We start from the raw sequence: 25,937 nt of genomic DNA, 5'->3' as shown, positions 1-25,937 counted from the left end.
GCCTTGCCCCAGAAAAAAAGCCCGTTTGCGAAAACGGGCTTTTTCAATGGTGCTGCAACGTCGATGACGCAACAACGGTCAGGCGTCTTGCACACCCAGCCGGTACACCACCGTGTCCAGCCGGCTGACGCCCGCGCTCTGGAACTTGGGTTCTTTTTCAAGAATGTCGCGGCGGTCAATGATGGCCGCGGGCGACACGCCGGTGAAGATTGCCTGCACTTCGCTGTCCAGCACCGCAAACGGCGGCCCCGCCATTTCTTCCTGCGGGTAGTCCAGCGTGATCAGCAGCCCCCGGCTGGCCGGCGACAACTGCCCGTAGACGTGCCGCACATAGTCGGCGCGCATGTCTGCAGGCAAGGCGACGAGCGCGGCGCGGTCGTACGCGCCCACGCAATGCGACAGCAGCTGCGAATCCAGCTTGAAGATGTCGCCGCAGATGATCTCGATGTTGCCCGCCACATAGTGCTTGCCGTAGATGGATTCATGCGTCACCGGCCGCAGCTCGTTCTCTGTGAAGAACTGGTCCACCGCGAGCTGCGAGAGTTCAACCCCCAGCACCGAATGCCCCTGCGCCGCCAGCCAGACCATGTCCAGCGATTTTCCGCATAACGGCACCAACACCCGTCCACCCTTCGGTACGGCCAACGTGGGCCAATACTTCTGCAAGAGCGGCGTGATTCGGGTTTGATGAAAATGCGTGCGCCCTTCGCGCCAGCGTTCCAACCAGAATTCTGCGTCCATGCTTTGTCTGCTCCTCCTGTGTTTCGGTTGCAAGCTCATCGCTTCTGCCGGGCCGGCCGGGGCCCGGATGCCTTGGCGTAACCAGCGTAGCGGGTATCGCCGCCCGAGCGCTTGATGCCGCGCAAAATCGGACTGGCGCATTGTAGTGCCCGCACGATGGATGACGGCGACCACCGCCCCCGGGTATGCTCTGGAACAGCACGCCCTTGCCCCCCTAGGAACCGATGCCCGACGCCCAGCACCTCCAGGCCCTGCTCCTTCAGTGCGCGGAAAAACGCGAATCCGCACTGGCGGAGATTTATCGCCTTGCGTCCCCGCATCTGTTTGCGCTGGCCAGACGTATGTTGAGAGACCAGGCCGCTGCGGAAGACGTGCTTCAAGAGTGTTTCGTGTCGATCTGGCGCCAGGCCGGGCAGTACCAGGCCGAGCAGAGCCAGCCCATGACGTGGATGACCCGTATCGTTCGCAACCGCTGCATTGACCGCTTGAGGCGCCCCGACCTTCTGGTGCCCGACCCGGACGATACGCTGACCCTAGCCATGGCCGACGACAGCCCCGGCCCGCTTGCCCGACTGGAAGACAGTCAGGAAGGCCGCCGGCTGGCTGATTGCATGGGCCAGCTGGAGGGACCGCAGCGCGTCGCCATCGCCATGGCGTTCTTTGACGACCTGGCTCACCCCGACATTGCAGCGCGCCTGGAAACGCCGTTAGGAACGATCAAGAGCTGGATACGCCGTGGGTTGCAACGGCTGAAAAGGTGCCTGGAATGAATTACCGCCACCCCGAACTGCAAGACCGCCTGGCCGCCGAGTACGTGCTTGGCGGCCTGCGCTCTGGTGCGCGGCGGCGCTTCCAGCAATTGCTGCGCGACGATGCCGGCCTGCGCCGCGCAGTCACCGAATGGGAAGACCGGCTGCTGCCGCTGGCGCTTGCCCTGCCTCCTGAAACGCCGCCGGCCCATGTGTGGAAGGCCATCGCCGCCCGCATCGCGCCCGCGGCCGGCCCGGCCCCGGCCCGCGCCGCGTCGGGTCGTGGTCTTTCATGGTGGCGCACGCTGTCTGCCGGCTTGGCCACGGCCGTCGTGGTGCTGGYCTTCCTGACGCTCAAACCGCCCGCCACGCCGCAAGACGTGCGCACCGTTGCCGTGCTGTCGGGCGAAAAGACGCCGGGCGCGCTGGTCGTGAACACCTTGCCGGACAAGCGCTTGTCCGTGCAGCCCATGCAGGATCTTGTTGCCTTGGCCGATGGCCGCGCGCTGGAACTGTGGGCGATCTCGCCCGGGCAAGCCCCGCGTTCATTGGGCGTGGTGCTGCCCGGCCAGACCACCGTGCTGTCGCCGCGCTTGCCACCGCTGCAAGGCGATACGGTTGCCATCACGCTGGAACCGGAAGGCGGCGCCCCGAATGGCATCCCGACCGGCCCCGTCGTGTTAAGCGGCAAGGTGATCTGATCAGGGTTTGTCCTTAGTGAAATAAGCGCATCCATTCGCAGGCCAGCCGCGTATCTCCTCATGACGGCCACACAAAAGGAGATCGTCATGAAATTGCTAGCCTCGATTGCCATCGCTTGCTCCGCCCTGACCCTGTCGCCCGTGTACGCAGCCGACGTCATGGTGGGTGGACAACCGATGATGCCCGCCAAGAACATCGTGGCGAACGCCGTGAATTCCGCGGACCACACCACATTGGTTGCAGCCGTGAAAGCGGCGGGCCTGGTCGATACGCTGCAAGGCAAGGGTCCGTTCACGGTGTTCGCACCGACCAACGCCGCGTTCGGCAAGCTGCCTGCCAGCACGGTGGACACGCTGGTCAAGCCTGAAAACAAGGCAACGCTGACCAAGATCCTGACCTACCACGTTGTGCCTGGAAAGCTGGACTTCGACGCGCTGGCCGCCAAGATCAAGAAGGGTGGCGGCAAGACCGAACTGACCACCGCCAGCGGCGGCAAGCTGTGGGTGATGATGAACGGCAAACACAACCTGACCTTGAAAGACGAAAAGGGCGGCGTGTCCACCATCAGCACGTATGACGTCTACCAGTCCAATGGCGTTATCCACGTCATTGATACGGTGCTGATGCCGCAGTGATCGTTGCGGCCTTGTGCCGCGCCAGGTGATGAAGCGCCCGGCCTATGTGCCGGGCCTTTTCGCTACTGGCCGGGCTTACGGTATCGTAGGAGCCAAATTTTCCTCCCCTTCCTCATCCGGAACCGCCGACCCCATGCTTGCGATCCTGCGCCGCCGTCTGCTGCCCTTTCTGCTGTGCTCACCGCTGCTGATCCTGGCGTTGCCCGCCGCCCACGCACAAAGTGCAGCGCAGCTGGACCATGCTTATCAATCGGAACTCCAGGCGGAGAACGACACCCTGCGTGCGCGCATCCAGCAGTTGCCCCCCGCCATGCAGGAATTGAACACGCAAATCTCGGCCGCGTTGCGCGCCGGCAATCGCCCGGAAGCGCAGCGTGTCGCCGAAGAGATGGCGCGACAAGATCCCCGCAATGCGGATGTGCGGCTGTTCCTGGGCAAGCTTCACGCCCAGCAGGGCGACCTGCCCGCCGCGCAAGACCTGTTCGACCAGGCCATCAAGCTGAACCCCGACAACAAATGGGCCTACGTGAACAAGGCCGGCACGCAGGCCGAACGTTCTGACCTGCCCAACGCGCTGGCGACCTCCCGTGAACTGACGACACGCTTTCCCGGCTGGAGCATTGGCTACAACTTGCAGGCATCGTTGCTGGATGCCATGAACCGCGAAAGCGAAGCGCTGGACGCTTATCAAAAAGCCGTGCGCGCCGAACCCGCCAGTGCGCTGATCCTGACGAATCAGGGTAATTTGCTGCGCCGCGTGGGGCGGTTGACCGATGCGCGCCTGTCCTATGAAGATGCATTGCGAATTCAGCCGGGCTATACGCTGGCCAAATCCGCACTGGCTGATTTGCCGAATTCACCGGAGAAACAATGATGAAGCGCCGTCCACTGCTTGCGGGTCTGAGTTTGGGCTGGCTATTGACCGCGCCGTTGCGCACACTAGCCGCCACCGACCGCAAGCCGATCATCCGGCAGGTGTTTGCCACGCCGGCCGACGCCATCCCGATGTCTTCCCAACACGTGGCCCTGATACGGTTGCTGCGCGTGCTGTGGATGCCCATCGAATCGGGCGCACCGGGCATCGATTTCGAACAACCGCTGCTAGGCGGCCCCGACACGCTGGCCATCGCGCGCCAGGCGTTGAAGACGTCGGATGATGCGCTTGCCATCCGGCGCATGGCCGAGGTGTGCCGCTTGGTGCCCGGCTTCGTTGCATCAATGGGCAAACTGGAGCCGGGCCATTACACGCTGCCGGCCGAGATGAAAGAAGCGTTCGACTTTCCCGAAAGCGGTGTCGACGCGCAAGGCGGTTTTACACTGCGCGCCGAACACCTGACGGTGTTGCGCGCGGCCGCCTGGCGCGAAGCGAACCCGCAGCAGCTGGAAGCCGTGCTGCGCGAAGGTGATCGGTACTGGCCCGCGCCCCTGATCGACGGCAAGCGGCCTTATGGCGACGCGAGCTACTACCAGGTCGACATGGCCCGCCTGCTGGGCGAGCCCTACCCGCTGGACGCCAAAGGCTACGCCATCACCGAGCCGGCCAAGGACGCCCGGCTGAAAAAACTGCATTACGAAACCTACGCCGCGCTACAGGTTTTTCTGGGCCATGCCACCGCGCCTAAAGCGAAACGCTGACGCTGACATTACCGTTGGCGCTGACGTTGCCGCTGACATTACCGTTGCCGCTGACGTTGGCGCTGACGTTGCCGCTGACGTTGCCGCTGCCGTTGCCGCCACAGCTGCCGCGCTAGGCGCGTCGCAGAAAGCTGCGGATGTCGTCCGTGATCGGCACCGCCGCCAGCACCAGCAGCAACAGCGCCAGCGGCCAGGTTGAACCGAAGCCAAAGTGGTAGAACGAATACGCGCCCGTCACGCCGCCCACGAAGAACAGCGACACCATCAGGCTCAGCACGATGAGTTTGCCGCGGTCGGCGAGCACGTGCGGCGTGGTCTGCGCATCGCTCTTGGCGACGTTCCAGTAAAACAGCTTGCCCAGTTCAATGCCGATGTCRGTCACCATGCCGGTGACGTGCGTCGTGCGGATCTCGGAGCGCGACACCTTGGTGATCATCGCGTTTTGCAGGCCCATGATGTAGCACAGCAGCATCACGGTGCCTGGCACGTAGAACCAGCGCAGCGTTTCCAGGTTGGCGCCCAGCAGGCCGAATAGCAGCAACAGCACGGCTTCCAGCAGCAGCGGCAGCGCGTATTCGCTGGCCAGGTGCGAGCGCCGTCCGAAATTGATCAGGAACGCGGAGCTGGCCGCACCCGCCAGGAACGACAGCAACGCCGCCACGCCCTGCAACACCACCACCACGCCGCCCAACGCCATGTGGTCGGCCATCATCGAAACGATGCCCGACATGTGCGAGGTGTATTGCTGGACGGCCAAAAAGCCGCCCGCGTTGACCGCGCCGGCGGTAAAGGTCAGGAGGTAGGCAAGATGCCTGTTGGCTTGCGGGCTACGGCTAACCGCCGTCAGTCGGCGCAGATACGGAATGGCCACGCGGTTCCCTTGTCATTGCGACGCGACAGACATTCTAGTCGGGGATGGCGCGTGGCGGCCGGCCAGCGCCAGGCATCGTCATAGCGAAAAATCCCGCAGGTTGGCCACGCGTTCGGCAAGCCCATCCGCGCCAAGGTAATGGCTCAGGTTGCCTGCGCGTACGCGGCGCAGGTCTTCCTGGTAGCTGTTGGCCATGGAATCGCGCACGTCCGCAAACGCGGTGGCGATATCGTCTGCGCAGGCCGCCGCGACAAGACGCGCGGCCTCGGGCGATCCGCAGGCCACGCATCGGGCCACCCCCAACGCATCGGCTTGGGCGCCCTGCGCCAGCAGCCGCTTGACGAGTGCCGCCGAAGGCTTGCGGTCAAAGCGATGGATGGCCGTGGGGCTGACCGCTGCGCCTGCCTGCAGCAAGGCATCGGCGGCGGCGTACGCGTTCTGCATCAGCGCCACATCCACCGGCTTGGCGCTGCCGCGCAAGGGCTGGTCGAAACGCATGCCCTGGTCCGCCAGCTGCCGCACCAGCGCCGCATCATCGTTGCTTAAGGCATGCTGCAAGGCCAGGCCGGCCAAGCGCGGCGATTCCATCAGCGTGCCGGCCGCAAGCGGCGCACGCCAGTCCACCAGCGCACGCCGGTAATAGGCGACGAGCGCATCGGCCAGCGCTTGCGGCATGCCATGGTCCGACACGCGTTCATCCACATATTCCAGCACGCGCACGCCGGGGCTATCCACGTCGTCTTCGGGGTCTGTCTCCAGACTCAGCGCGGCGAAGGCGGCGAGCAGATCCGGCGCAATGGTTGCAATGCCATCTTGTTGCAGCGCGTGCGTCCAGCCGGGCAGGCCTTGCTTCCAGGCAACGATGCTGCCTGCGCGGGGGCCGGGTTCCGTCGCCACGTAGATGCGGTCGCAGTATTCAAAACCGCCAATCGGCAGATAACGCAGCGTGCCGTTCCAGGTCTCGCCGTCTTCGGCGGCGGCCTCTTCCGCGCACTCTTGTTCGTGTTCGATCCAGCCTTGCAGATCGCGATAGTGGTCGCTGCCGTCATAGAACAGTTCAGACCAGCTCAACGCCTCTTCATTGTCGTCCATTTGCGCGCGCAAGTCGTAGGCCAGCTCGCCGCCGGCAGTCAGGCGCCATAGGTCGCGCAAAGCTTGTGGCAAGGGGCCGGCGCAGGCGGATTCAATTTCCGCAATGCGCGCGTCTGACAAGGGCGGCTGCACCGCAATCAGCACGCGGCCGGCGAACAGTGCAATGCCGTGTTCGCGCAAAACGCGCACATCGTCGGGGGAAAACGGGTCGGTCATCGGGCATCGTCGGTAGTGAAAGCTGCCCTGGATTCTACTAGCCGGCCATCCCATTAAGATGGCCGGCTGAAGCGTCCAGATGACGCCGCCCTTTTTGCTTTTTACGCGGCGCCCGATTCCAGCAGCTGCTTGCGGCGGAACTCGCCCTGGCGCACGTGCATCCAGCCGGGATACTCCGGCGGCAGCGCGCTGACCTTGTCCAGCACGGCCAGCTCGTCTTGCGTCAGCTTGATGCCCGTTGCGGCCAGGTTGTCGTCCAGCTGGTCCACGCGCTTGGCGCCGATGATGACGCTGGTGACCACTTGCTGATGCAGCAGCCATGCCAGCGCCACTTGCGCAACCGACACGCCACGCGCATCGGCCACGGATTTCAGCGCGTCGATGCTGTCGTAGGCGCGGTCGCGGTCCACGGGCGGGAAGTCGAAAGCGGCGCGGCGGCTGCCGGCTTCGGCCGAACCATCACGGCCATACTTGCCGCTGAGCAAACCGCCCGCAAGCGGGCTCCACACCATCAGGCCGACGCCTTCGCTTTGCAGCATGGGCACGAGTTCGCGCTCCAGGTCGCGGCCGGCGATCGTGTAGTAGGCCTGTAGCGATTCAAATCGCGCCAGCCCTAAGCGTTCGGCAATACCCAGCGCCTTCATGATTTGCCACGCCGCCCAATTCGATACGCCCACATAACGCACATGGCCATGCTGCACCAGATTGTCCAGCGCGCGCACGGTTTCTTCGACAGGCGTCGCGGGGTCGAAGCCATGGATCTGATACAGGTCGATATGGTCCAGCTGCAAGCGCGACAAGCTCTTCTTCACGCTATCCAGAATATGAAAGCGCGAGTTGCCGCGCGCGTTCACCCCGGCGCCGGTCTGGCCGAACACCTTGGTGGCGATGACCACATCGTCGCGCGCCACCTTCAAGTCGCGCAGCGCCTGGCCCGTGATGATTTCCGAGCGGCCTTCGGAATACACATCCGCCGTGTCGATGAAGTTGACGCCCGCATCCAGGGCGCGTCCGACCAGGCGGTTGGCGTCCTCTTGTTGCAGGTTGCCGATCTTGCTCCACAGCTCGCCTTCGCCGCCAAAGGTCATGGTGCCCAGGCACAGTTCCGAGACGAACAGACCGGTACTGCCAAATTTCTTGTATCGCATGATGGGACTCCTTCAGGGGCGTCGCCGGGCCGCGCGCCCCGGGATGGGACGCCGGGCGCCTGCTTGCCGGGGTGCTGACAGTATGCGTCGCCGCCCATCCGATTGCGCTGCTTGATCCTGCCCTTTTTTTGCCTGATTCTCTGGCAGCCGCCGTGCAGGATCAGGCATGCGCCCGATCCTCCAAACTTTTTGCCCATTTCTCCACACCCGGAAAAAGGCGCTGTGCAGCGCGTTCCGGCCGCGCATACACTGGAGCGCACCCACCCCCCTGTTGCGCCGCCGGCCCGCCCGCGCGGGCGACTCGCCCTTCGGAGCCCACATGCCTATTACTACCGAACGACCGGGAGACTCCGTCAGCGCCGCCGCCCTGGACATCGCCGTCGAACCGGCCCGCCGGGAACTGTTGTGCACGTTGGACCGGATGACGGGCCACTTGGAAGGTTCATTGGATACGCCTATCGAGGGCTTGTATCTGCACCGCCTGTCGCAGCCGACGGGCGCCAAGCCCGGCTTGCAGAAAGCCGCGTTGGCAGTCATTGCCCAGGGGTCCAAGCGCCTGCTGATCGGCGACGAGAGCTTTGAGTACGACCCCTTCCACTATCTGATCTCGTCGGTGGACCTGCCCGTGGTGGCCAAGGTGTCTGTCGCCAGCCCGACCCTGCCCTACCTGGGATTGCGGCTGGATCTGAACCCCGAAGAGATCGCCGAACTGATCAGCGACGAAAACCTGCCGCCGCTGGTGCCCGCCGAAGCGGCGCGGGCGCTGTGCGTGAACCCGCTGGGCGGCTGCCTGCTGGACGTGGTGCTGCGCCTGCTGCGCTTGCTGGACACCCCGCGCGACATCCCCATCCTGGCGCCCATGATCAAGCGCGAGCTGTTGTACCGCCTGCTGATGAACGGCCAGGGCGTGGTGCTGCGCCAGTCGGTGTTGCAAGACAGCCAGTTGAACCGCGTGGCCAAGGCCATTCGCATCCTGCGCGACAACTATGCGCAGCCGCTGCGGGTGGAAGAGATTGCGCGCGACGTGCACATGAGCGTGTCGTCTCTGCATCACCATTTCAAGCAGGCCACCGCCATGAGCCCGCTGCAATACCAGAAGCATCTGCGGCTTCAGGAAGCGCGCCGGCTGATGCTGAGCGATGACGCCGGCGTGGCGCTGGCCGCGCACGCAGTGGGCTACGAGAGCTCATCGCAATTCAGCCGCGAATACAGCCGCTTGTTCGGCACCCCGCCGCTGCGCGACAAGCAGCGCTGGAAGGAAGAGTCAGCCGGCGCAGCCGCCTAGGCCCGTTCGGACCCCTAGCCCCGCCGCTTTCCGCCCGAAGACGCGGGGGCGTTATATGCTCCCCGCTACGTCTTAATTCGGAAACTGCGGGAAGCTCATGCACGACTTGAATGATCTCTACTACTTTGTCCAGGTCGTGAAACATGGGGGCTTTGCCCCCGCCGGCCGCGCGCTGGATATTCCGAAATCCCGCCTTAGCCGCCGCATCGCCCTGTTGGAAGAACGCCTGGGCGTGCGCCTGATCCAGCGGTCCACCCGCACCTTCGCCGTGACCGAGCTGGGGCAGGAATATTTCGACCAGTGCCTGTCGATGCTGGCGGGCGCCGAAGCCGCGCAGGATGTCATCGACCGCACGCACGCCGAACCGCAAGGCACCATCCGCATGAGCGCCCCGCCCGCGCTGATCTATTACTTTCTGGGTGACGTGGTGGCGCGCTTCATGGAAAAGTGCCCCAAGGTGCATGTGTATCTGAAGAGTTTTTCGCGCTCGGTCGACGTGCTGCGCGAAGGCTTTGACCTGGCTGTGCGCGTGCGTTTCGGCCCCATTGAAAGCAGCGACCTGGTAATGAAACATCTGGGCATGAGCTGCCAGAGCCTGGTCGCCAGCCCGGCTCTTGCGGGCACCTTGCCCCCCAACGCCGACCCCGCGCAGATCAGCCAGTTGCCGACGCTGGCGCTGGGTACCGAGCAGCGCGAATGCCTGTGGCGGCTGGATGGCCCTGATGGCCAGCGGCAGAACGTGCCGTTCACGCCCCGGCTTGTCACCGACGACATGCTGGCGTTAAAGCAGGCCACGCTGCGCGGTGTGGGGGCGGCGGCCTTGCCCCTGATGATGATCCATGAAGAACTGGACGCCGGCACGCTCGTGCCGGTGGGCGCGCCCTGGCACCCCGAGCCCGGGGCCGTCCATGCCGTTTTCCCGTCGCGGCGGGGTTTGTTACCTGCGGTGCGCGAACTACTGGATTTCATGAGCGCGGAGTATCGTGAAAACGCCCGGCGCGAAACGCAAACGCAACTGCGCCACGGCATTTCATCCCCCAAGGGAGTGCCCCCATCGTCCGATTTATAGAACGCTGAGACACGATTTCACCCTCTACCGGGGCCATTGGCTTGTATTTAGAATTCTGTTCATGCACTCACCGCGCAACACCGCGCACCAAAACCTGAAGACATAACGGAGCAAACCATGACCAAGCCCTACGTGAAACTGGACAAGAACGAAGCCGCCGTCCTGCTGGTTGACCACCAAGCCGGCCTGCTTTCCCTGGTGCGTGATTTCCAACCGGACCAATTCAAGAACAACGTGCTGGCGCTGGCCGATCTGGCCGAATACTTCAAGCTGCCCACCATCCTGACCACCAGCTTCGAAGACGGCCCCAACGGCCCGCTGGTTCAAGAACTGAAAGACAAATTCCCTGCCGCCCCCTACATCGCCCGCCCCGGCAACATCAACGCCTGGGACAACGAAGACTTCGTGAAGGCCGTCAAGGCCACCGGCAAGAAGCAGCTGATCATCGCTGGCGTGGTCACCGAAGTGTGCGTCGCCTTCCCCGCCCTGTCGGCCCTGGAAGAAGGCTTTGACGTGTTCGTCGTGACGGATGCCTCGGGCACGTTCAACGAAGTCACCCGCAACGCCGCCTGGAGCCGCATGGAGCAGGCCGGCGCCCAGCTGATGTCGTGGTTCGGCGTGGCGTGCGAACTGCATCGCGACTGGCGCAATGACGTGGAAGGCCTGGGTACGCTGTTCGCCAACCACATTCCCGACTACCGCAACCTGATGGCGTCGTACTCGACCAAGGCCGCGAAGTAAGCGGATCTCCCCCCCTACAGGCCGGATGCAAAAATATTTGCATCCGGCCTGCATCCGTTTCGGCCTCCCGCGTGTAGTACCTGTACCGGCGCGCATCGTGCGCGTCGTCTACAGACCTTTCACGTCGCTGGAGACCGCTCATGAAGACCCAACGTTCGAATCGCCTTCCCACCGTTGCCGGCCTGTTCGCCGTGTCGCTCCTTGCCGCTTGCGGCACGATGAGCTCGAAGTCCATGGCTTATTCGCAGGCCAGCCTGCCCGCCAGCGTTCAAGTGCCAGCCGGCAACAAGGTCGCCTGGGAAACCGTGGGCGTGGGCGAGATCACCTACGAATGCCGCGCCAAAGCCGACATGAAGAGCCAGACGGAATGGGTCTTTGCCGGCCCCAAGGCCGTGCTGAATGACCGCCAGGGCAAACAAGTGGGCACGTACTACGGCCCGCCCGCCACGTGGGAGGCCATGGACGGCTCCAAGCTGACCGGCACGCAAGTGGCCGTGGCCCCGGCCGGCGATGGCAACCTGCCCTATCAATTGGTGAAGGCCAACCCCGCCATGGGCGCGGGCGCGCTGACGGGCGTGACCTATATCCAGCGCGTGGCGCTCAAGGGCGGCGTGGCGCCGAAAACGCCCTGCACGCCGGCGACCGTCGGCCAGAAAAGCCAGGTGCCGTACCAGGCCGACTACATTTTCTGGAAGGCGAACTAAGGCGGGGCTGCGCACCCAGATGTCTCTGGCCGCCGGTCAGCCGATCGTATCGGCGGGCCGGCGGCGGGAAAGAGTCCGGTAAGATGGCGCGATTCCTTGCCGCGCGTGCGTCATGCGCGCGGCCGCCTCCTACTGACCTTTCCCTTGCTATCGCATGCCGAATCGCCAGACCCAGGATTTTGATTACGACGCGGCTATCAAGGCGTGCGCGGCCGGCCATCGGCCCGCACTGGAAACCTTGTACCGGCAAGAAGGCCCACGCCTGCTGGGGGTGGCCCAACGACTGCTGCGCGATCGCGCTTGGGCAGAGGACATCGTGCATGACGCCTTCGTCAAGATCTGGAACCAGGCAGGCAGCTTCGACGCATCGCGCGGCTCGGGGCGCGGCTGGCTCTACAGCATCACCCGCAACCTGGCGCTGAACGCGCTGCGCGACACCGCACGCGAAACCGATGTCGACGACGACACCGCTGCGGCGCTTGACGCCCGCGACGCCATCGACGCCTGGCAAGACACCCGCGACGCCTTCGACTGGCGCGCCAGCGCCGGCCAGATCGGCCCTTGCCTGGAACAACTGGAACCCGTGCGCCGCAATTGCGTGCTGCACGCCTATGTGGAAGGGCTGTCGCATAGCGAAATCGCGCAGCGCCTGGGCGCGCCGCTGGGCACCGTCAAGGCCTGGATCAAGCGCAGCCTGCAAGCGCTCAAGGAGTGCCTGGCATGAGCGCCCCGCAAGATTTTCAAGATGACCGCGACGAACTTGCCGGCGAGTATGTGCTGGGCACCTTGTCCGCGGCGCAGCGCCGCGACGTGCAAGCCCGTCTGATGCACGACGCCGCGTTGCGCGAGGCCGTCGCCCGCTGGGAAGACAGGCTGCTGCCCTTGACCAACTTGTCCGAACCCGTTGAGCCTTCCAGCCGCTTGTGGCCGCGCATCCTTCGTACCCTGGACGCGTCCCAAGCCGCCGCGCGCCCCGCCGCGCCGCGCGCGGCCGGACTATGGAACAGCTTGAACTTCTGGCGCAGTCTGGCGGCCGGAGGACTTGCCGCCGTCTTGGTTCTGGGCAGCACCTTGGCGTTGCGCCCCGCCGCCATTCCCGGTGCGCCGCAGTATGTGGTGGTGCTGGTTGCGCCGCAATCGCAGGCGCCCGGCTGGGTGGTGCAAGCGCAGGCTGGCCAGAGCGCGGTGCAACTGGTGCCGATCGCGGCAACCGAAGTGCCGCCTGATCGTGCGCTGGAATTCTGGACGAAGGCAGACGGCTGGGCCGGCCCCGTGTCRCTCGGCCTGATCAAGCCGGGTGAACCGGTCATCATCCCGCTGGATAAGCTGCCGCCGCTGGAACCCAACCAGCTTTTCGAGCTGACGCTTGAGCCCAAGACCGGTTCGCCTATCGGCAAGCCGACGGGTCCGATCCAGTTCATCGGACGCGCGGTGAAGATGCTGTAGGGAATGAGGGGGGGCGCCCTACTTCTTGCGCGCGAACGGATACGCCTGTTGCGCCAGGAACGTGCCCGGCATGTCGTTGTCCAGAATGCCGTAGTTCTCGGGCAAGCGCTTGCCCACGCCGAGCACGGCGGTGCCGAACAGGTAGTCGATGAACGAGAAATGCGCGGCGTAATTCTTGTCGATGGCTTCGGTGTCCGACGAGTGATKCCAGTGATGGAAGTCCGGCGTCACGATGATGTAGCGCAGCCAGCCCCACGGCAGTTTCACGTTGGAGTGAATCAGCACCGCCTGGAAGCCGACGATGATGATGTAGGCGTCCAGCACCGCTTTCGAAAAGCCCAGCACGAACAGCACGCCCAGCACGGCCACGCGCGTGATCAGCAGCTCGACGATATGCAGACGCGAACCCGCCAGCCAATCCAGGGTGCGCGTGCTGTGGTGCACGGCATGAAAGCGCCACATGAACGGCACCTCGTGATAAATCCGGTGCGCCGCGTACTGCGCCAGGTCCGCCACCAGCACGGCGACGAACAGTTCCAGCAAGTACGGCATCGACTGAATGGCGGCTTGAAGCGGCTCGTACGCCGCCCACGAGAACAGCCGGTGAATGAAGAAGTTGATGCACAGCAGCACCGCCCCCACCGACAGGTGGTTGAACAGGAAGTGCTTCATGTCCACCTGCCACTCGCCCCGGAACACCGGTTGCCCCGGATACAGCGGCGTCAGCTTTTCGAAGATGATGAAGACCGTGCTGGAAGCCAGCAAGTCCAGAATGAACCAGTCCAGGCCCAGATAAGGATGGTTGCCCGTGTTCGTCGTGGTCACCACAACCTGGCTGCCGCCTGCCGCAACCGCGCAGCAGACCAGCACGAAGGCGGAAATGTTCAGCCAGCGCTGGCGGCCCAGAATGGTGTTGGCCAGCGCGATGGAACCGGACACCAGCAGCGCGGTGAACAGCAGCGTGCGCATGGCTTCGACGGAATAGAAGCTGCGCAATTCCGGCGTGGTCAGGTAGGCCGGGAAGTGAAATGCCAATACGCCCAGCACGGAAAGTATGGCCAGAAACAGCGCTATCACGCCGCTCATCATGCCGGTGCCAGCGTGAATACGCCCGTCTTGCCTGAAAAGTTCAAAGACTTGCCGATGAATAGGCGCGCGCTGTTTCATATCACTTCTATGGCTAACCACGGGGAAGCGAGTGTATCGCCAGGAAAAATTGGCCTTGTAATGAAACGTGAGCATAAGAGACAGAGTTGCGGGCGCCGCGCGGGCCCTTGCGCGGCGTCAATTTCTGTCACTTGACGCGCCCGGCGCTTGGTTGACAACGCGCAGGCGTTGGCGTGTCATGGAAATGACGCTGACGCGTGCGCTACCCGACGCGCCGTCGGTCCCGTCAATCAGTTCACTTAAGAGAGGCCCCAATGTTCCCTGAATATCGCCAACTCATTACTCAACTGAAATCCGAGAACGCGCATTTTTCCGCGCTGTTCCAACGGCATAACGATCTGGACCAGGAAATTCAAAATATGGAAGACGGCATCGTGCCGACTTCGGGCGTGAACATTGAAGTGCTGAAGAAGGAAAAGCTGCACTTGAAAGACAAGCTGTATGGCTTGCTGAAAGCGGCGGACCAGAACGGAGGCTGACCCGCCCCGCGCGGTTTACATCAGCTCCAAGCCCGCGCCTTTGACGACCGCCGCGTACTTCGCCATTTCGGAGCGGAAGTACGCCACCGTCTGATCCGGTGGCATCAACAGGATCTTGTTGTTCTGCGTCGCCATCGCCTGCTTGACCTCTGGCGTGTTGAAAGCCCGCCCCAGTGCATCGTAGATGCGGCGCACTTCGGCGGGCGGCAACTTCGCCGGGCCCGCCGCGGCAAACCATCCCCCAATCTCGTAGTCCGCCAAACCCTGCTCGCGCACCGTGGGCAGATCCGGCAGCGCCGCCATGCGCTCACCGCCACAGGCGCCTAGCGCCTTGAGCGCGCCGCTTTTCAATTGCGGCAACACCGACGGCAGCGACAACACCCCAAAATCCACCTGCCCGCCGATCAGGTCCGCCATCATCGGACCCACGCCCTTGTAAGGGATATGCCGCGCTTTGACCCCCGCCTGCTGCACATACATTTCAGCGGCCAGATGCAAAATCGTGCCATTGCCCGATGACGCGTAGTTGTACCGCCCCGGCTGCGCGGCCAGCAACGCGGTCAGCTCTTTGATATTGCGGGCAGGAATGTTCTTCGGATTCGCCACCAGCAGGAACGGCGTCATGCCAATCATGCTGATCGGCGTAATGTCATTCAGCGGATCAAACGGCAACGACTTGTACACGCTGGGAAAGATCACATGATTGTTCGACAGCATGCTTAGCGTGTAGCCGTCTGGCGTTGAGCGAACCAGCGCCGACGTGCCAACGATGCCGCCCGCCCCGGGCTGGTTTTCAACCACGACCGTATGCCCCAGCGCGGTAGTCAATGCCGGCCCCGCCGCGCGGGTAATCGTGTCCACGCCCGACCCTACGCCCACGGGCAGAATGAATTTCACCGGGCGCGCGTCCTGCGCCCACGTCATGGCAGGCGCGGCCAGCATCGCGGCGCCCAGCGCTCCCAGCATCTGACGGCGGCTCCAGCCAGCGCGTTGATGGTTCATGTTTGTCTCCTATCGGTTTTCGTATCGGCCGACTGGCGCGGCCGTTTCCATACAGCAACTTCAATCTTGCATCGCGCGCCCTACTGCAACCCCGCGCGTCGGGCTGCCTGCCTTATGCCGCGGCGCCCTGCTCGCGCATCGCCGCAATCTGACCCGCGTCATAGCCCAAGCCCGACAACAACGCATCCGTATCGGCGCCCAACACAGGCGGGTGTTGCCTGACGCCCAGGCGTTGCCCGTCCATCATCAGCGGAAACAGCGCCGCGCCCGCCATCTGGCCGGCGCGCTCGCCGTCGGGTAAACGGATGTCGGCCAGGCCGCCCGTCGCGCGCAGGTGGGGGTCGTCATACAGTTCTTCGGGCTTCACGATGGGTGCGAACGGCAGGCCGATGCGTTCGAACACCTGCGCCAATTCCGCCGCCCGATAACCGCCCAAGCGCTGGCGCAGATCCGCCAGCAAGGTGTGGCGCATGCGCACGCGATCGTTGTTGGTGGCCAAGGCGGGATCGCGCTTCAGGTCATCAAAACCGAAGGCGTCGCAAAAGGTGATCCACTGCGCATCGCTCACCGCCGCCAGGAAAATCTGCTCGCCGTCTTTCACGGTAAACACGTCGTACAGCGCCCAGGCGGAGACGCGGTCGGGCATCGGCGCAGACGGCTGGCCGGTGATCGCGTACTGCAACATGTGCTGGCCCACCAGGAACACATTGTTCTCGAACAACGCCGACTGCACCTCTTGCCCGCGCCCCGTAATGCCGCGCTGGATCAACGCCGCCATCGCGCCGATGGCGCCGAACATGCCGCCCATGATGTCGTTCACGCTGGTGCCCGCGCGCACCGGGTCACCCGGGCGGCCGGTCATGTAGGCCAGCCCGCCCATCATCTGCACCACCTCGTCCAGCGCGGTGCGCATGGCGTAAGGCCCGGGCAGAAACCCCTTGTGGCTGACATAGATCAGGCGGGGGTTGTCCTTCGCCAGCGACGCGTAGTCGAGCCCGTACTTCGCCATGGTTCCTGGCCGGAAGTTCTCGGCCACCACGTCGGCGCTGGCCGCGAGCTTGCGCGCAGCCGCTGCCCCCGCCGGGCTCTGGATATCCAGCGCGATGCTCTTCTTATTGCGGTTGAACATGGGGAAAAAGCCCGCCCCCACGCCCAACAGATGACGCGTGCGGTCGCCTTGCACCGGTTCAACCTTGATGACCTCGGCGCCCAGGTCGGCCAGCACCATGCCGCATGTGGGGCCCATCACCATGTGCGTGAATTCCACGACGCGCAGGCCGGCCAGCGGCAAGGTGCGAGCGGGTGTGGAAACGGGGGGGTCTTCAATGGCGTGTGACATGGGCAAACTCAGTGTGGCGGGCGCGTTCAAACTGCGCCCGCGTAGGAAGGAAAGGTCTTGGGCAGGCCAGCGCGCCACAGCGCGCCATGCAGGGGCTGATCCGGTAACCAGCGGCCCGCAGCCTCGCGCAGTGCGAGCAAGCGGCTGATGTCCACGCCCGTTGCGATGCCCATGCTTTCCAGCATGAACACCAGGTCTTCGGTACTGACGTTGCCGCTGGCGCCCGGCGCATGCGGGCACCCGCCGATGCCCGCCAGACAGGCATCAAAACGCGACACCCCGGTCTCAAGCGCGGCCAGCACATTGGCCAGCCCCAGCCCGCGCGTGTCATGAAAATGCGCGCAACACAGGCGGTCGCCCACGATACGGCGCGCCTGTTCAAACAGACGCCGCACTGACGCCGGGTCCGCATAGCCGACGGTATCGGCCAGGCTGACGCGATCAGCGCCGGCATCCAGCAGCGCCTGCATCAGCCGCAAGACCTCGTCCGCCCGGACTTCGCCCTGCAACGTGCAACCAAACGCCGTGCCGACGCCGCCCTCAATCAGCATCGCCGACCCGGCCGCATCGCGCGCCGCGCGGATTTCACCGACCATGGCCACCACGTCTTCGGGCGTCTTGCGCAAGTTGGCCAGGCTGTGCGCATGGCTGGCCGACAGCGGCACCAGCATCAAGTCCGCGCCGCTGGCGATCGCGCGTTCCGCGCCTTTCAAGTTGGGCACCAGTACCGACACCAACAGGTCCGGCCGCTGCTTGGCGTAGGACACCAGCGCATCGGTATCCGCCAGTTGCGGCAGCAACTTGGCCGGCACAAACGAGCCCACCTCGATTTCGCGCTGACCGGCGGCATAGGCGGCGTCGATCCATTCGAATTTGGTCTGCGTGGGCAGCACAATCGGCAGACTTTGCAGCCCATCACGCAGGCCCACTTCGCGCACGGTTGCGGAAGTCGGAAGACAGGAGGACGTGGAAAGGGTTGTCATTGCAGCCGGAACCAGATCAAGGAACTGCCAGTTTAGATATTCTGGTTTCGCTCACCAGCGCTATTTAGGAACGTCTAATATTCCGTATCGGAACTTCACAAGGCAGCGCGCGATGCGTGACCTGGACATCACCACCTTGAGGCTCTTCATCTCGGTCTGCGAGACGGGCAACATCGCGCGCGCCGGCCAGCACGCCAACATCGTGGGCTCGGCCATCAGCAAACGGCTGGCGCAATTGGAAGACACCGTCGGCGCCAAGTTGTTGACGCGCAAGCGGCGGGGCGTTGAACCCACCGAAGCCGGCGAGACGCTGCTGGAACACGCGCGCGCCATTCTGGCGAGCTCGGAGCGCATCGAACGCGATATGTCGGCCTATGCCAGCGGCGTCAAAGGCCAGGTCCGCATTCTGGCCACCGCATCGGTGCTGGCCGAGTCGCTGGCCGAAGACATTGCCACCTTTCTTCAGGCCGCCCCCCATCGCAACATTCGCGTCGACATGGAAGAGCGCGTCAGCCAGGACGTCGTGCGCGACGTCAAAGGCGGCATCGCCAGTCTGGGCATCTGCTGGGACGCCGCCGATTTCCACGGTTTGGCCACCCGCCCTTACCGGGGCGACCGGCTGGCCGTGGTCACCGCGCCCGGCCACCCCCTGGCCCAACGCGACACCGTCTGGTTTGAAGAGGCGCTGGCGTACGAACACGTCAACATGCCGGCAGCCGGCGCCGTATTGCGCATGCTGCAAACGGCCGCCAGCCAAAGCGGCCACGTCCTGCGGCACCGGGTGACCGTCAGCAACTTCGACTCGGCCTTTCGCGTGGTGTTGGCCGGCCTGGCGATCAGCGTGGCGCCCATTGAAGTGGCCACGCCCTACGCCATGGCCCATGGCCTGCGGGTGCTGCCGCTGAACGACGCCTGGAGCCACCGCCGCTTCGCCATCTGCATGCGCGACGAAAACGCCTTGTCGGCCGCAGCCAGTTTGTTGCTGGACCATCTGGTGGAGGCCGGGCGTCAGAGGGACTGAAATGTCTGACTGAAATACTGGGCTGAAATCCGGAGCGGAAATGCTGGGCTGAAAAACTGGGCGGAAATGCCGGGCTGAAATCCGGCGCTGAAACTCAGCCAGACACTCCGCCGATTGCTTACATTTTGCTGAACAACTAGAATCGCCACCGCCCGGAACCTTGTCCGGGTGAACACCAGAGGCGTCAACATGTTGGACAGAGATTTCAAGGAAGGCGAACCGGTGTTGCCGGTCACGGGGTGGGCCATGATGCCCATCGCGGAATACGATTCCTTGCTGGTTCGGCTGGATTTCATTACCGAGGCCACGCAAACGCCCGACGAAGCCAAGCGCGGCCGCGTCTACGCGCTGACGTCCGAGCAGATTCAGATGCTGCTGCAATCGCTACAACAGCAACTGCAAAACCTGACCGCAACGCCGCCCGGCAAGCAGCGGCATTGAACGCCGCACGTCCGACGAATTCCATCTATTTAGGAAAACTAAACAAGCTTTAGGCTATTTAGTTTTTCTAACGACGCAACACCGGCTAGTCTGTCGCCCTTTGAATTCAGGGTTCGCCATGACAACCGCCTTCATTCCCGGCTTTCTGCTCAGCCTTGGCCTGATCCTGGCGATCGGCGCGCAAAATGCCTTTGTCTTGCGCCAGGGTCTGCGCCAGGAATACGTGTTCGCCGTCTGCCTGACGTGTGCGCTGTCCGACGCCATCCTGATTGCCGCAGGCGTAGCCGGATTCGGATTCGCCGCTGACACCCTCCCCTGGCTGGAACCCGCCATGCGATATGGCGGCGCGCTGTTCCTGTTCGTCTATGCCGCCCGCAGCCTGCGTTCCGCCCTGCGCACCCAGCACGACAGCCTGTCGCCGTCAGCCAAACAAACCGCCGGGCTCGCCGCGACGCTAGCGGCCTGCCTCGCATTCACCTGGCTCAACCCGCACGTGTATCTGGACACCGTGGTGTTGCTGGGGTCGATCTCCAGCCAGTACGAAGGGCAAAAAGTGGCCTTTGCGCTGGGCGCGATGTCGGCGTCGTTCGTGTTTTTCTTCACGTTGGGATTTGGCGCGCGACTACTGCGCCCATGGTTCGCCAGCCCCAAAGCGTGGCGCGTGCTTGACGCGTGTGTGGGCGTTGCAATGTTCGCCATCGGATTAAAGCTGGTGCTGTAACGCGGGTCGCAGCCCGCCTCTTGCGGGTGCCCGCAGTCATCTACAATCCGATGGCATCGGCCACCCGCTCGACCACCAGGCGCCGGCCCGCAACACACAGGCAGCATGACGCGCGCGAAGAAATCAGCACCCACCAAGAGACGCCCCGCCAGCCGGGCCAACACAAAAACCGCAAGCCGCGGCTTTCGCTTTCTTAGAGCGCTACTGCTGTCGTCGCTCGCCAGCTTTGGCGCCGCCACTTACGTCCTACAGCCCAAATGGCCCGTGCAACTTTCGCCCGACGCCATCCTGGCGCGGTTGGGATGGCCGGCCCAAGAAACGTACGCGCCCGCCGCCGTTCCCAACGGATCGCAGACCCACACCCGGTTCGCGGAATGCCCGCAGTTCTTCCCCAAGGGCAACATGCCCGTCGTGCCGACAAAGCAGGCGCTGCGAGAGCTATGCTTCTCGGGCTTTGCCATCTTGCACAACGGCCAGACGAAGACGCCCGTATTCGTGGCAGAACGGCTGAACAGAAAGCTGCTGACGCAGGCCCAAGGCTTGCAGCGCACCGACAAGTTCTTCCCTGAAGCCCGCCTGCCCAGCGGCGAACGCGCCGCCCTGGACGACTACAAAGGCTCGGGATACTCGCGCGGCCACATGGCGCCTGCCGGCGACATGTATTCCAAAGAGACGATGGCGCAGAGCTTCTCGCTGGCCAACATGGTGCCGCAGGACCAGACGCATAACGCAGGCCCCTGGAGCCGCATCGAACAAGACACCCGCAAATACGTGATGCGCGCCGCAGGCGATGTGTACGTGTACACCGGGCCTTATTACGACGACAAACCCAGGTCGATCGGCTTCGGCGTCGCCGTGCCCAGCCACATTTTCAAAGTGGTCTACGACGCCACAACCGGGCGTTCCTGGGTGCACTGGCAGGCCAACAGCGCCAGCACGAAAGAAAGCGCACCGATCAGCTATGACGAGTTCGTGAGAAGAACGGGGATGCAGTTGTTGCCGGCGGGGGGATGACAGGGAGCAATGACTGACGGCAGGGGGTGCATGTGGAGGGTGTCAGGAACGCACATATGTGCTGCGATGCACAGCGACGAACCTGGAAAGTCGGGAAAGGCGGCCTGCAATCCCCAACTGATCCCACCGACAATTCCGAAGAAAAGCCGGCAAGATCAGTTGCCCCGCTACTTTGCTAAGGGAGCCTCGTCGGCCTTGAACATCAGCGTTTGACGGTCCAGGCTTTCCTTCCATTGCTCGCCCGGCTGAAATGCAAGCACCGCCGCGTCGCGACCGGACGCGGCCAGGAAGGCGGGGTCATTCAACGTGTCTTGAAGTGCCCGCTCCAGCTTGTCCCGGATCGGGGCGGGCAGATTCGCCGGCCCGCCCATGCCCCGTTCTGACGAGTATCGCAACGCAATGCCGGCCTCTGCGGCGGTGGGAATGGTTCCGTTGTGGCGCTTGTCGCTGGTGATGGCGATGGCCGCGAAGGGACCGTTCGGATCGTTCAGCTCCGGCACCTCGCTGACCGTGATCAGGCCGTAGTCGATGTGATTGCCCAGCACGCCCAAGCGGATGTCACCGCCGCCCTTGAACGGAACGCTGTTGCCTCGCACGCCCTGACTGCGCTCCAGGTCCATTAGCGCCAGGTGCCCCGTCGTGCCGTCGCCGCTGTGCCCGAAGGACAGCGATTCAGACGATTGCTTCAGCTTTTGCACCAAGCCCGGCAGATCGTCCGGCGCGATGGAGCCACGGCGCTTGATGAACAGCAGCGGATCGTCGACCAGGCGGGCGATAAGGCGGATATCTTCGGGCTTGTACTTCGCGCCCTTGCGCAGGGGCAGGTACACGAAGCCCGGAGCGTTGATCATGCCCAGCGTGTAGCCGTCCGGCTTTGCCGCCGCGACGTAGCGCACCGCGATCTCCCCGCCTGCGCCGGGCTTGTTGATGACGATGATCCGCGCATTCGTGCCCAGGCGCTTCTCCAAGTGCTGCGCCACCAACCGGGCCATGACGTCCGTGCCCCCGCCGGGCGCAAACCCTACCACTAGCTCGATCGGGCGATCATCCGGCCAGGCGGCGCAGGCTGTGTTGGCAACCAACGCCAGCGCTCCGGCCGCGAAAAACCGCGTCAAGGTAAGTGCTTTCATGCTGTCTCCCCCACCGGCTGCTGTGCGCCGTGGAGTCCTTCGCCGCCCCAAATGAGCGGGCGATACCGGTCCGGCTTGTGGACCCAGAGCGCGGGTGCCAGGGCGCCGAACGCCCAAAGCCTGATGGGAAAGCGCATGTTTGTCTCCTTGGTAGCCCCTCCCTCTTGCTCGTTGGCGTGTCGGGGAGGTGTGTGGATGAACCGCGATGAATCGGGTTGACCCAGATTAATCCGTTATGAAAATGCCTAATAAATAGAATTTCGTGATGGATATGATCACAGCGGGAGATGGCGCGGCGACGGGCTATTTGGCGAGCCATTGCGCGGAAGGCCAGCGATCCTGCCGGACCGCGTCGCGCGCGCACTGGATCAGTTCGTTCATGACGCAGTGCACAGAATTCGCCACTGCCCGCGTGGCGGGCTGCGCCAGCACAATGCGACGTACCAGAAGCGGGTCGACGACCGGAGCCGCCGCCAGGATTCTCCGGTCCACATCGTCCGCCACCGCAATCGAGGGCAGGATGGTGTAGCCATGGCCGTCCAGCACCAGACGTTTCTGCACGCTCATCGCGTTGGTCTCCGCCACGATATGCAGATCCGTTTCCTGCGCGCGCGCGGCCTGCTCCACAAGCGAGCGCAGGCCATGCGGCGCGCTCGGCAGCACCAGCGGACGCCCGATGATGTCGGCCATGCGCACGGGGTTGTGCTTGTCCAGCCCGCTTGCCGGCGGGCCCACGAACCACAGGCTTTCTTCCAGCAATGGCCGGAACTTCAAGGCAGGGTTTGGCTTGGAGTCGTAGAGCAGCGCAAAGTCCACGTCGCCGGTTTCCAGCCAGGATTGCAGGTGCCCGGCATAGCCGGCCGTCAGCCGCAGGCGAATGCCCGGGTAGTGGGCCGTCACCGCGCTTAGCAACGCGCTGGACAGCATGTCCGCAGTGCTGGGCAACAGGCCGACGGTAACGATGCCTCCCACGGTCCCGCTGGACGGCCGGATCTCGGCCCGCGCCCGATCCAGCTCGTTCAAGGCGCGGCGGGCGTAGTCCTCGAGCGTCTTGCCGGCATCCGTCAGCTCCATCCCAAGGCGGCCGCGAGTAAAGAGCGGCGCGCCGATGTCATCTTCCAGCAGCTTCAACTGGCGCGAGACCGCCGGCTGCACGATGTTCAGCAGACGCGCGGCGCTGGTCACGCTGCCGGTCTCCGCCACCGTCACGAACGCCTTCAATTGCTTCAGGTCCATCAATGCCTCCGGGGTATGCAGATGGGTGATGAGATCCATCAAATAATTCTATTTAGTTGGCAATTCTATAGCGATATAAGATGGATTGAAGTACTCAGCCCCTGGGAATAGAGACCATGACTTCGACCACTACCGAGGCGCCGGCTTGGCAGCAAGCCGTGTTTGACGCCTTGAAATCCGGCGGTATCCGCCAGATCGCTTATGTGCCGGACGCCGGCCATGCCTACGCCATTCGGCAGGCTCAGTTGGACCCTGACATCAACGACGTTGTTCTGACGACGGAAGAAGAGGGCGTGGCGGTGGTCAGCGGCGCGTGGCTTGGCGGCCAGCGCGCCGCGCTGCTGATGCAAAGCAGCGGCGTGGGCAATTGCGTGAACATGTTTTCGTTGCTGCGCAGTTGCAACTTTCCCTTCCTGACGCTGGTGACCATGCGCGGTGAGTATGCCGAGTTCAATCCGTGGCAGGGGCCGATGGGCAAGACGACCCAGCAGGCGCTGGAATTGATGGGCATCACGGTGCTGCGGGCTTCGAAACCCGAAGAGGTCGGCGAGATCGTCAGCGCCGCGCTCGATTCCGCCTTCCTGGCGGGCGAACAGGTGGCCGTACTGCTTTCGCAGACGTTGATCGGACGCAAGAAATGGGAGCGCAACTGATGTCGAGCAACGTAAACGCATCCGGCGCCGTCGAGCGCCGCGCCTTCGTGTCGCAACTGATCGCCGCTGCTCCTGATGCGTTGGTCATTTCCGGCCTGGGGTCGCCTTCCTATGACGTCTTTGCCGCCGGCGACCGGGACCACAACTTCTATCTCTGGGGCGCCATGGGCGGCGCCGCGGCAATGGGACTTGGGCTGGCGCTGGCGCAGCCCCAGCGCTCGGTCGTCGTGATAACGGGGGATGGCGAACAATTGATGGGTGTCGGCACCCTGGGCACCATCAGCGCAAAACAGCCGAAGAACCTGACGATCGTGGTGCTGGACAACGGCCACTTCGGCGAAACCGGCATGCAGCGCAGCCACACCAGCCTGGGCACCGACCTGGTGGCGGTGGCGCGGGGGTTCGGCATCAAGGATGCCTTCAGCGTCCGCGAAACGGATCAGGCGAGCGAGGTCGCAGAACGGGTGAAGGCCCGGCGCGGCGTGGCATTCGCGCAGGTGTTCATCCTGCCCGACGAACCGGCGCGTGCGCTGCCACCGCGCGATGGCGTCCACGTCAAGAACCGGTTTCGGGCCGCCCTGGACTTGCCGACATTCTGAGACACGACGGCGCGTCGATGGTACCTATAGGGGTACCCATGGCGCCGCAGAAATGAACAAGGGCTTACGCTTTAAAAGCGTAAGCCCTTGAATTTTTTTGGTCGGGGCGGTGGGATTCGAACTCACGACCCTCTGCTCCCAAAGCAGATGCGCTACCAGGCTGCGCTACGCCCCGAAGGGTGCAGACTATACCAGAATCCCACCCGCTGCGGGAGCCGCACCGGGCGCCACGCCCACCGTGCAGCGCTCCTGACCACCAAAAAAAAACGCGCCGATGTGGCGCGCTTTTTGCATGGATGCTGGCAATCAGCCGAAACGGCCCGTGATGTAGTCTTCGGTTTCCTTGCGCGACGGCTTCACGAAGATCTGGTCGGTCTGGCCGAATTCCATCAGCTCGCCCAGGTACATATAGGCGGTGTAGTCCGAGCAACGTGCGGCTTGCTGCATGTTGTGCGTCACGATCACGACTGTGTAGTCGTTCTTCAGTTCGGCGATCAGCTCTTCGATCTTGGCGGTGGAAATGGGGTCCAGCGCCGAGCAGGGCTCGTCCAGCAGCAGCACTTCCGGCTTGATGGCCACGCCGCGCGCAATGCACAGACGCTGTTGCTGGCCGCCCGACAGGCTGTTGCCGCTTTGGTGCAGCTTGTCCTTCACTTCGTTCCACAGGGCCGCCTTGCTCAGGGCCCATTCCACGCGCTCGTCCATCTCGCCTTTGGACAGGCGTTCGAACAGGCGCACGCCAAACGCGATGTTGTCGTAGATGCTCATCGGGAACGGCGTCGGCTTCTGGAACACCATGCCGACTTTCGCGCGGATCAGCGAAATATCGGTCTTGGCCGTCAGCAGGTTCTCACCGTCCAGGATGATTTCGCCTTCGGCGCGCTGACCCGGATACAGCTCAAACATGCGGTTGAACGTGCGCAACAAGGTCGATTTGCCGCAGCCCGACGGGCCGATGAAGGCCGTGACCTTCTTCTCCTGGATCGACATGTTCACATTGCGGATCGCATGGAACTTGCCGTAGTAGAAGTTCAGGTTCTTGACCTCGATCTTGTTCTTGACGGCGGTAGCGGTGTTTTCCATTTTTTTTCCCTTGGCTCCGGCGCGCCACGCGCGCC

The 25,937-nt window shown here is 63.8% G+C and carries 28 protein-coding genes, 1 tRNA gene and 1 pseudogene; 18 read left to right on the top strand and 12 right to left on the bottom strand.

Annotated features, from left to right (window positions below; genetic code table 11):
- Positions 1-78: 78 nt before the first annotated feature.
- Positions 79-741 carry a thiopurine S-methyltransferase gene (locus AC1DSJ_RS21920; RefSeq protein ID WP_054427908.1) on the bottom strand — a complete coding sequence of 221 codons (663 nt, stop codon included), beginning with the start codon at positions 739-741 and terminating at the stop codon, positions 79-81.
- A 224-nt stretch (positions 742-965) separates the two neighbouring features.
- Here AC1DSJ_RS21920 and AC1DSJ_RS21915 point away from each other — a divergent pair, with 224 nt between their 5' ends.
- The 5 genes from AC1DSJ_RS21915 to AC1DSJ_RS21895 all read left to right on the top strand — a co-directional run bounded on the left by AC1DSJ_RS21915 (position 966) and on the right by AC1DSJ_RS21895 (position 4,462).
- Positions 966-1,511 (top strand): sigma-70 family RNA polymerase sigma factor, encoded by a 546-nt coding sequence (locus AC1DSJ_RS21915; protein WP_346553403.1) that lies wholly within the window; start codon positions 966-968, stop codon positions 1,509-1,511.
- Positions 1,508-2,191, top strand: a complete 684-nt coding sequence (locus AC1DSJ_RS21910; protein ID WP_476760393.1) for an anti-sigma factor — start codon at positions 1,508-1,510, stop codon at positions 2,189-2,191. The genes AC1DSJ_RS21915 and AC1DSJ_RS21910 overlap by 4 nt, the downstream gene beginning before the upstream one ends.
- 87 nt (positions 2,192-2,278) lie before the next feature.
- Positions 2,279-2,827 (top strand): fasciclin domain-containing protein, encoded by a 549-nt coding sequence (locus AC1DSJ_RS21905; RefSeq protein WP_441372136.1) that lies wholly within the window; start codon positions 2,279-2,281, stop codon positions 2,825-2,827.
- Between the two features lie 133 nt (positions 2,828-2,960).
- Positions 2,961-3,701, top strand: a complete 741-nt coding sequence (locus AC1DSJ_RS21900) for a tetratricopeptide repeat protein (RefSeq protein WP_441372135.1) — start codon at positions 2,961-2,963, stop codon at positions 3,699-3,701.
- Positions 3,698-4,462: a hypothetical protein gene (locus AC1DSJ_RS21895; RefSeq protein ID WP_427947347.1), complete on the top strand. Its 765-nt coding sequence runs from the start codon at positions 3,698-3,700 to the stop codon at positions 4,460-4,462. The genes AC1DSJ_RS21900 and AC1DSJ_RS21895 overlap by 4 nt, the downstream gene beginning before the upstream one ends.
- Positions 4,463-4,595: 133 nt before the next feature.
- Here AC1DSJ_RS21895 and AC1DSJ_RS21890 read toward each other — a convergent pair.
- From AC1DSJ_RS21890 to AC1DSJ_RS21880, 3 genes and pseudogenes are all read right to left on the bottom strand, one after another.
- Positions 4,596-5,333, bottom strand: a pseudogene (locus AC1DSJ_RS21890) (YoaK family protein); the annotation flags it as partial.
- Positions 5,334-5,411: 78 nt separating this feature from the next.
- Positions 5,412-6,641, bottom strand: a complete 1,230-nt coding sequence (locus tag AC1DSJ_RS21885) for an SMI1/KNR4 family protein (RefSeq protein WP_441372134.1) — start codon at positions 6,639-6,641, stop codon at positions 5,412-5,414.
- Positions 6,642-6,742: 101 nt separating this feature from the next.
- On the bottom strand, positions 6,743-7,789 hold the full coding sequence (locus AC1DSJ_RS21880; protein ID WP_342067545.1) for an aldo/keto reductase: 1,047 nt from the start codon (positions 7,787-7,789) through the stop codon (positions 6,743-6,745).
- A gap of 319 nt (positions 7,790-8,108) precedes the next feature.
- On the opposite strand from AC1DSJ_RS21880, the gene AC1DSJ_RS21875 reads away from it, so the two are divergent.
- The 6 genes from AC1DSJ_RS21875 (at position 8,109) to AC1DSJ_RS21850 (ending at position 13,034) form a co-directional block, all read left to right on the top strand.
- On the top strand, positions 8,109-9,074 hold the full coding sequence (locus AC1DSJ_RS21875) for an AraC family transcriptional regulator (RefSeq protein WP_175171488.1): 966 nt from the start codon (positions 8,109-8,111) through the stop codon (positions 9,072-9,074).
- Between the two features lie 97 nt (positions 9,075-9,171).
- A complete protein-coding gene (locus AC1DSJ_RS21870; RefSeq protein ID WP_441372133.1) occupies positions 9,172-10,143 on the top strand; it encodes a LysR substrate-binding domain-containing protein in 972 nt (323 codons plus the stop codon).
- Positions 10,144-10,260: 117 nt separating this feature from the next.
- Positions 10,261-10,884, top strand: a complete 624-nt coding sequence (gene ycaC / locus AC1DSJ_RS21865; RefSeq protein ID WP_054427918.1) for an isochorismate family cysteine hydrolase YcaC — start codon at positions 10,261-10,263, stop codon at positions 10,882-10,884.
- Between the two features lie 140 nt (positions 10,885-11,024).
- Positions 11,025-11,588, top strand: coding sequence for a DUF3455 domain-containing protein (locus tag AC1DSJ_RS21860; RefSeq protein WP_054427919.1), 564 nt, complete (start codon positions 11,025-11,027; stop codon positions 11,586-11,588).
- A 154-nt stretch (positions 11,589-11,742) separates the two neighbouring features.
- The gene (locus tag AC1DSJ_RS21855) at positions 11,743-12,312 is read left to right on the top strand and encodes a sigma-70 family RNA polymerase sigma factor (RefSeq protein ID WP_054427920.1); all 570 of its coding nucleotides are present in this window, start codon (positions 11,743-11,745) and stop codon (positions 12,310-12,312) included.
- Positions 12,309-13,034 (top strand): anti-sigma factor, encoded by a 726-nt coding sequence (locus AC1DSJ_RS21850; RefSeq protein WP_175171486.1) that lies wholly within the window; start codon positions 12,309-12,311, stop codon positions 13,032-13,034. The genes AC1DSJ_RS21855 and AC1DSJ_RS21850 overlap by 4 nt, the downstream gene beginning before the upstream one ends.
- Before the next feature lie 18 nt (positions 13,035-13,052).
- Here the strand turns inward: AC1DSJ_RS21850 and AC1DSJ_RS21845 are convergent, their stop codons facing one another.
- Entirely contained in the window at positions 13,053-14,201 is a 1,149-nt protein-coding gene (locus tag AC1DSJ_RS21845; protein WP_476760392.1) for a sterol desaturase family protein, read from the bottom strand.
- A gap of 254 nt (positions 14,202-14,455) precedes the next feature.
- On the opposite strand from AC1DSJ_RS21845, the gene AC1DSJ_RS21840 reads away from it, so the two are divergent.
- The gene (locus AC1DSJ_RS21840; protein WP_054427923.1) at positions 14,456-14,680 is read left to right on the top strand and encodes an HP1242/YdcH family protein; all 225 of its coding nucleotides are present in this window, start codon (positions 14,456-14,458) and stop codon (positions 14,678-14,680) included.
- Positions 14,681-14,695: 15 nt separating this feature from the next.
- Here the strand turns inward: AC1DSJ_RS21840 and AC1DSJ_RS21835 are convergent, their stop codons facing one another.
- The 3 genes from AC1DSJ_RS21835 to AC1DSJ_RS21825 all read right to left on the bottom strand — a co-directional run bounded on the left by AC1DSJ_RS21835 (position 14,696) and on the right by AC1DSJ_RS21825 (position 18,004).
- Entirely contained in the window at positions 14,696-15,682 is a 987-nt protein-coding gene (locus AC1DSJ_RS21835; RefSeq protein WP_175171485.1) for a tripartite tricarboxylate transporter substrate binding protein, read from the bottom strand.
- A gap of 112 nt (positions 15,683-15,794) precedes the next feature.
- Positions 15,795-17,021: a CaiB/BaiF CoA transferase family protein gene (locus AC1DSJ_RS21830; RefSeq protein WP_441372132.1), complete on the bottom strand. Its 1,227-nt coding sequence runs from the start codon at positions 17,019-17,021 to the stop codon at positions 15,795-15,797.
- 26 nt (positions 17,022-17,047) lie between these two features.
- On the bottom strand, positions 17,048-18,004 hold the full coding sequence (locus tag AC1DSJ_RS21825; protein WP_441372131.1) for a hydroxymethylglutaryl-CoA lyase: 957 nt from the start codon (positions 18,002-18,004) through the stop codon (positions 17,048-17,050).
- A 112-nt stretch (positions 18,005-18,116) separates the two neighbouring features.
- On the opposite strand from AC1DSJ_RS21825, the gene AC1DSJ_RS21820 reads away from it, so the two are divergent.
- The 4 genes from AC1DSJ_RS21820 (at position 18,117) to AC1DSJ_RS21805 (ending at position 21,201) form a co-directional block, all read left to right on the top strand.
- Positions 18,117-19,025, top strand: coding sequence for a LysR family transcriptional regulator (locus AC1DSJ_RS21820; protein ID WP_441372130.1), 909 nt, complete (start codon positions 18,117-18,119; stop codon positions 19,023-19,025).
- Positions 19,026-19,214: 189 nt separating this feature from the next.
- Entirely contained in the window at positions 19,215-19,466 is a 252-nt protein-coding gene (locus AC1DSJ_RS21815) for a hypothetical protein (RefSeq protein WP_054427928.1), read from the top strand.
- Positions 19,467-19,584: 118 nt separating this feature from the next.
- Positions 19,585-20,187, top strand: coding sequence for a LysE/ArgO family amino acid transporter (locus AC1DSJ_RS21810; protein ID WP_054427929.1), 603 nt, complete (start codon positions 19,585-19,587; stop codon positions 20,185-20,187).
- A gap of 105 nt (positions 20,188-20,292) precedes the next feature.
- Positions 20,293-21,201 (top strand): DNA/RNA non-specific endonuclease, encoded by a 909-nt coding sequence (locus AC1DSJ_RS21805; RefSeq protein WP_441372129.1) that lies wholly within the window; start codon positions 20,293-20,295, stop codon positions 21,199-21,201.
- 167 nt (positions 21,202-21,368) lie between these two features.
- On the opposite strand, the gene AC1DSJ_RS21800 is transcribed toward AC1DSJ_RS21805, so the two are convergent.
- Positions 21,369-22,331, bottom strand: a complete 963-nt coding sequence (locus tag AC1DSJ_RS21800; RefSeq protein WP_441372128.1) for a tripartite tricarboxylate transporter substrate binding protein — start codon at positions 22,329-22,331, stop codon at positions 21,369-21,371.
- Between the two features lie 303 nt (positions 22,332-22,634).
- Positions 22,635-23,606 (bottom strand): LysR family transcriptional regulator, encoded by a 972-nt coding sequence (locus AC1DSJ_RS21795; RefSeq protein ID WP_441372127.1) that lies wholly within the window; start codon positions 23,604-23,606, stop codon positions 22,635-22,637.
- 77 nt (positions 23,607-23,683) lie between these two features.
- On the opposite strand from AC1DSJ_RS21795, the gene AC1DSJ_RS21790 reads away from it, so the two are divergent.
- Both AC1DSJ_RS21790 and AC1DSJ_RS21785 read left to right on the top strand, forming a co-directional pair.
- Positions 23,684-24,220 carry a phosphonopyruvate decarboxylase gene (locus AC1DSJ_RS21790; protein ID WP_441372126.1) on the top strand — a complete coding sequence of 179 codons (537 nt, stop codon included), beginning with the start codon at positions 23,684-23,686 and terminating at the stop codon, positions 24,218-24,220.
- Positions 24,220-24,819 carry a thiamine pyrophosphate-dependent enzyme gene (locus tag AC1DSJ_RS21785; protein ID WP_441372125.1) on the top strand — a complete coding sequence of 200 codons (600 nt, stop codon included), beginning with the start codon at positions 24,220-24,222 and terminating at the stop codon, positions 24,817-24,819. Before AC1DSJ_RS21790 ends, AC1DSJ_RS21785 begins: the two co-directional genes overlap by 1 nt.
- Positions 24,820-24,917: 98 nt before the next feature.
- Here AC1DSJ_RS21785 and AC1DSJ_RS21780 read toward each other — a convergent pair.
- Positions 24,918-24,994, bottom strand: a tRNA-Pro gene (locus AC1DSJ_RS21780).
- 131 nt (positions 24,995-25,125) lie between these two features.
- Positions 25,126-25,902 carry a phosphate ABC transporter ATP-binding protein PstB gene (gene pstB, locus AC1DSJ_RS21775; protein WP_006221056.1) on the bottom strand — a complete coding sequence of 259 codons (777 nt, stop codon included), beginning with the start codon at positions 25,900-25,902 and terminating at the stop codon, positions 25,126-25,128.
- Between the last annotated feature and the right edge of the window lie 35 nt (positions 25,903-25,937).

The organism is Achromobacter sp. 01N37 (assembly GCF_056399725.1).
The sequence above is the reverse complement of the archived record's forward strand: the minus strand, read 5'-3'. Positions and strand labels throughout refer to the sequence as shown.

Excerpts from the sequence above, each read along its gene's own strand:
- AC1DSJ_RS21920 (WP_054427908.1), bottom strand. The coding sequence starts at position 741 with ATGGACGCAGAATTCTGGTTGGAACGCTGGCGCGAAGGGCGCACGCAT.
- AC1DSJ_RS21915 (WP_346553403.1), top strand. The coding sequence starts at position 966 with ATGCCCGACGCCCAGCACCTCCAGGCCCTGCTCCTTCAGTGCGCGGAA.
- AC1DSJ_RS21905 (WP_441372136.1), top strand. The coding sequence starts at position 2,279 with ATGAAATTGCTAGCCTCGATTGCCATCGCTTGCTCCGCCCTGACCCTG.
- AC1DSJ_RS21900 (WP_441372135.1), top strand. The coding sequence starts at position 2,961 with ATGCTTGCGATCCTGCGCCGCCGTCTGCTGCCCTTTCTGCTGTGCTCA.
- AC1DSJ_RS21895 (WP_427947347.1), top strand. The coding sequence starts at position 3,698 with ATGATGAAGCGCCGTCCACTGCTTGCGGGTCTGAGTTTGGGCTGGCTA.
- AC1DSJ_RS21885 (WP_441372134.1), bottom strand. The coding sequence starts at position 6,641 with ATGACCGACCCGTTTTCCCCCGACGATGTGCGCGTTTTGCGCGAACAC.
- AC1DSJ_RS21880 (WP_342067545.1), bottom strand. The coding sequence starts at position 7,789 with ATGCGATACAAGAAATTTGGCAGTACCGGTCTGTTCGTCTCGGAACTG.
- AC1DSJ_RS21875 (WP_175171488.1), top strand. The coding sequence starts at position 8,109 with ATGCCTATTACTACCGAACGACCGGGAGACTCCGTCAGCGCCGCCGCC.
- AC1DSJ_RS21870 (WP_441372133.1), top strand. The coding sequence starts at position 9,172 with ATGCACGACTTGAATGATCTCTACTACTTTGTCCAGGTCGTGAAACAT.
- ycaC (WP_054427918.1), top strand. The coding sequence starts at position 10,261 with ATGACCAAGCCCTACGTGAAACTGGACAAGAACGAAGCCGCCGTCCTG.
- AC1DSJ_RS21860 (WP_054427919.1), top strand. The coding sequence starts at position 11,025 with ATGAAGACCCAACGTTCGAATCGCCTTCCCACCGTTGCCGGCCTGTTC.
- AC1DSJ_RS21855 (WP_054427920.1), top strand. The coding sequence starts at position 11,743 with ATGCCGAATCGCCAGACCCAGGATTTTGATTACGACGCGGCTATCAAG.
- AC1DSJ_RS21840 (WP_054427923.1), top strand. The coding sequence starts at position 14,456 with ATGTTCCCTGAATATCGCCAACTCATTACTCAACTGAAATCCGAGAAC.
- AC1DSJ_RS21835 (WP_175171485.1), bottom strand. The coding sequence starts at position 15,682 with ATGAACCATCAACGCGCTGGCTGGAGCCGCCGTCAGATGCTGGGAGCG.
- AC1DSJ_RS21830 (WP_441372132.1), bottom strand. The coding sequence starts at position 17,021 with ATGTCACACGCCATTGAAGACCCCCCCGTTTCCACACCCGCTCGCACC.
- AC1DSJ_RS21825 (WP_441372131.1), bottom strand. The coding sequence starts at position 18,004 with ATGACAACCCTTTCCACGTCCTCCTGTCTTCCGACTTCCGCAACCGTG.
- AC1DSJ_RS21820 (WP_441372130.1), top strand. The coding sequence starts at position 18,117 with ATGCGTGACCTGGACATCACCACCTTGAGGCTCTTCATCTCGGTCTGC.
- AC1DSJ_RS21815 (WP_054427928.1), top strand. The coding sequence starts at position 19,215 with ATGTTGGACAGAGATTTCAAGGAAGGCGAACCGGTGTTGCCGGTCACG.
- AC1DSJ_RS21810 (WP_054427929.1), top strand. The coding sequence starts at position 19,585 with ATGACAACCGCCTTCATTCCCGGCTTTCTGCTCAGCCTTGGCCTGATC.
- AC1DSJ_RS21805 (WP_441372129.1), top strand. The coding sequence starts at position 20,293 with ATGACGCGCGCGAAGAAATCAGCACCCACCAAGAGACGCCCCGCCAGC.
- AC1DSJ_RS21800 (WP_441372128.1), bottom strand. The coding sequence starts at position 22,331 with ATGAAAGCACTTACCTTGACGCGGTTTTTCGCGGCCGGAGCGCTGGCG.
- AC1DSJ_RS21795 (WP_441372127.1), bottom strand. The coding sequence starts at position 23,606 with ATGGATCTCATCACCCATCTGCATACCCCGGAGGCATTGATGGACCTG.
- AC1DSJ_RS21790 (WP_441372126.1), top strand. The coding sequence starts at position 23,684 with ATGACTTCGACCACTACCGAGGCGCCGGCTTGGCAGCAAGCCGTGTTT.
- AC1DSJ_RS21785 (WP_441372125.1), top strand. The coding sequence starts at position 24,220 with ATGTCGAGCAACGTAAACGCATCCGGCGCCGTCGAGCGCCGCGCCTTC.
- pstB (WP_006221056.1), bottom strand. The coding sequence starts at position 25,902 with ATGGAAAACACCGCTACCGCCGTCAAGAACAAGATCGAGGTCAAGAAC.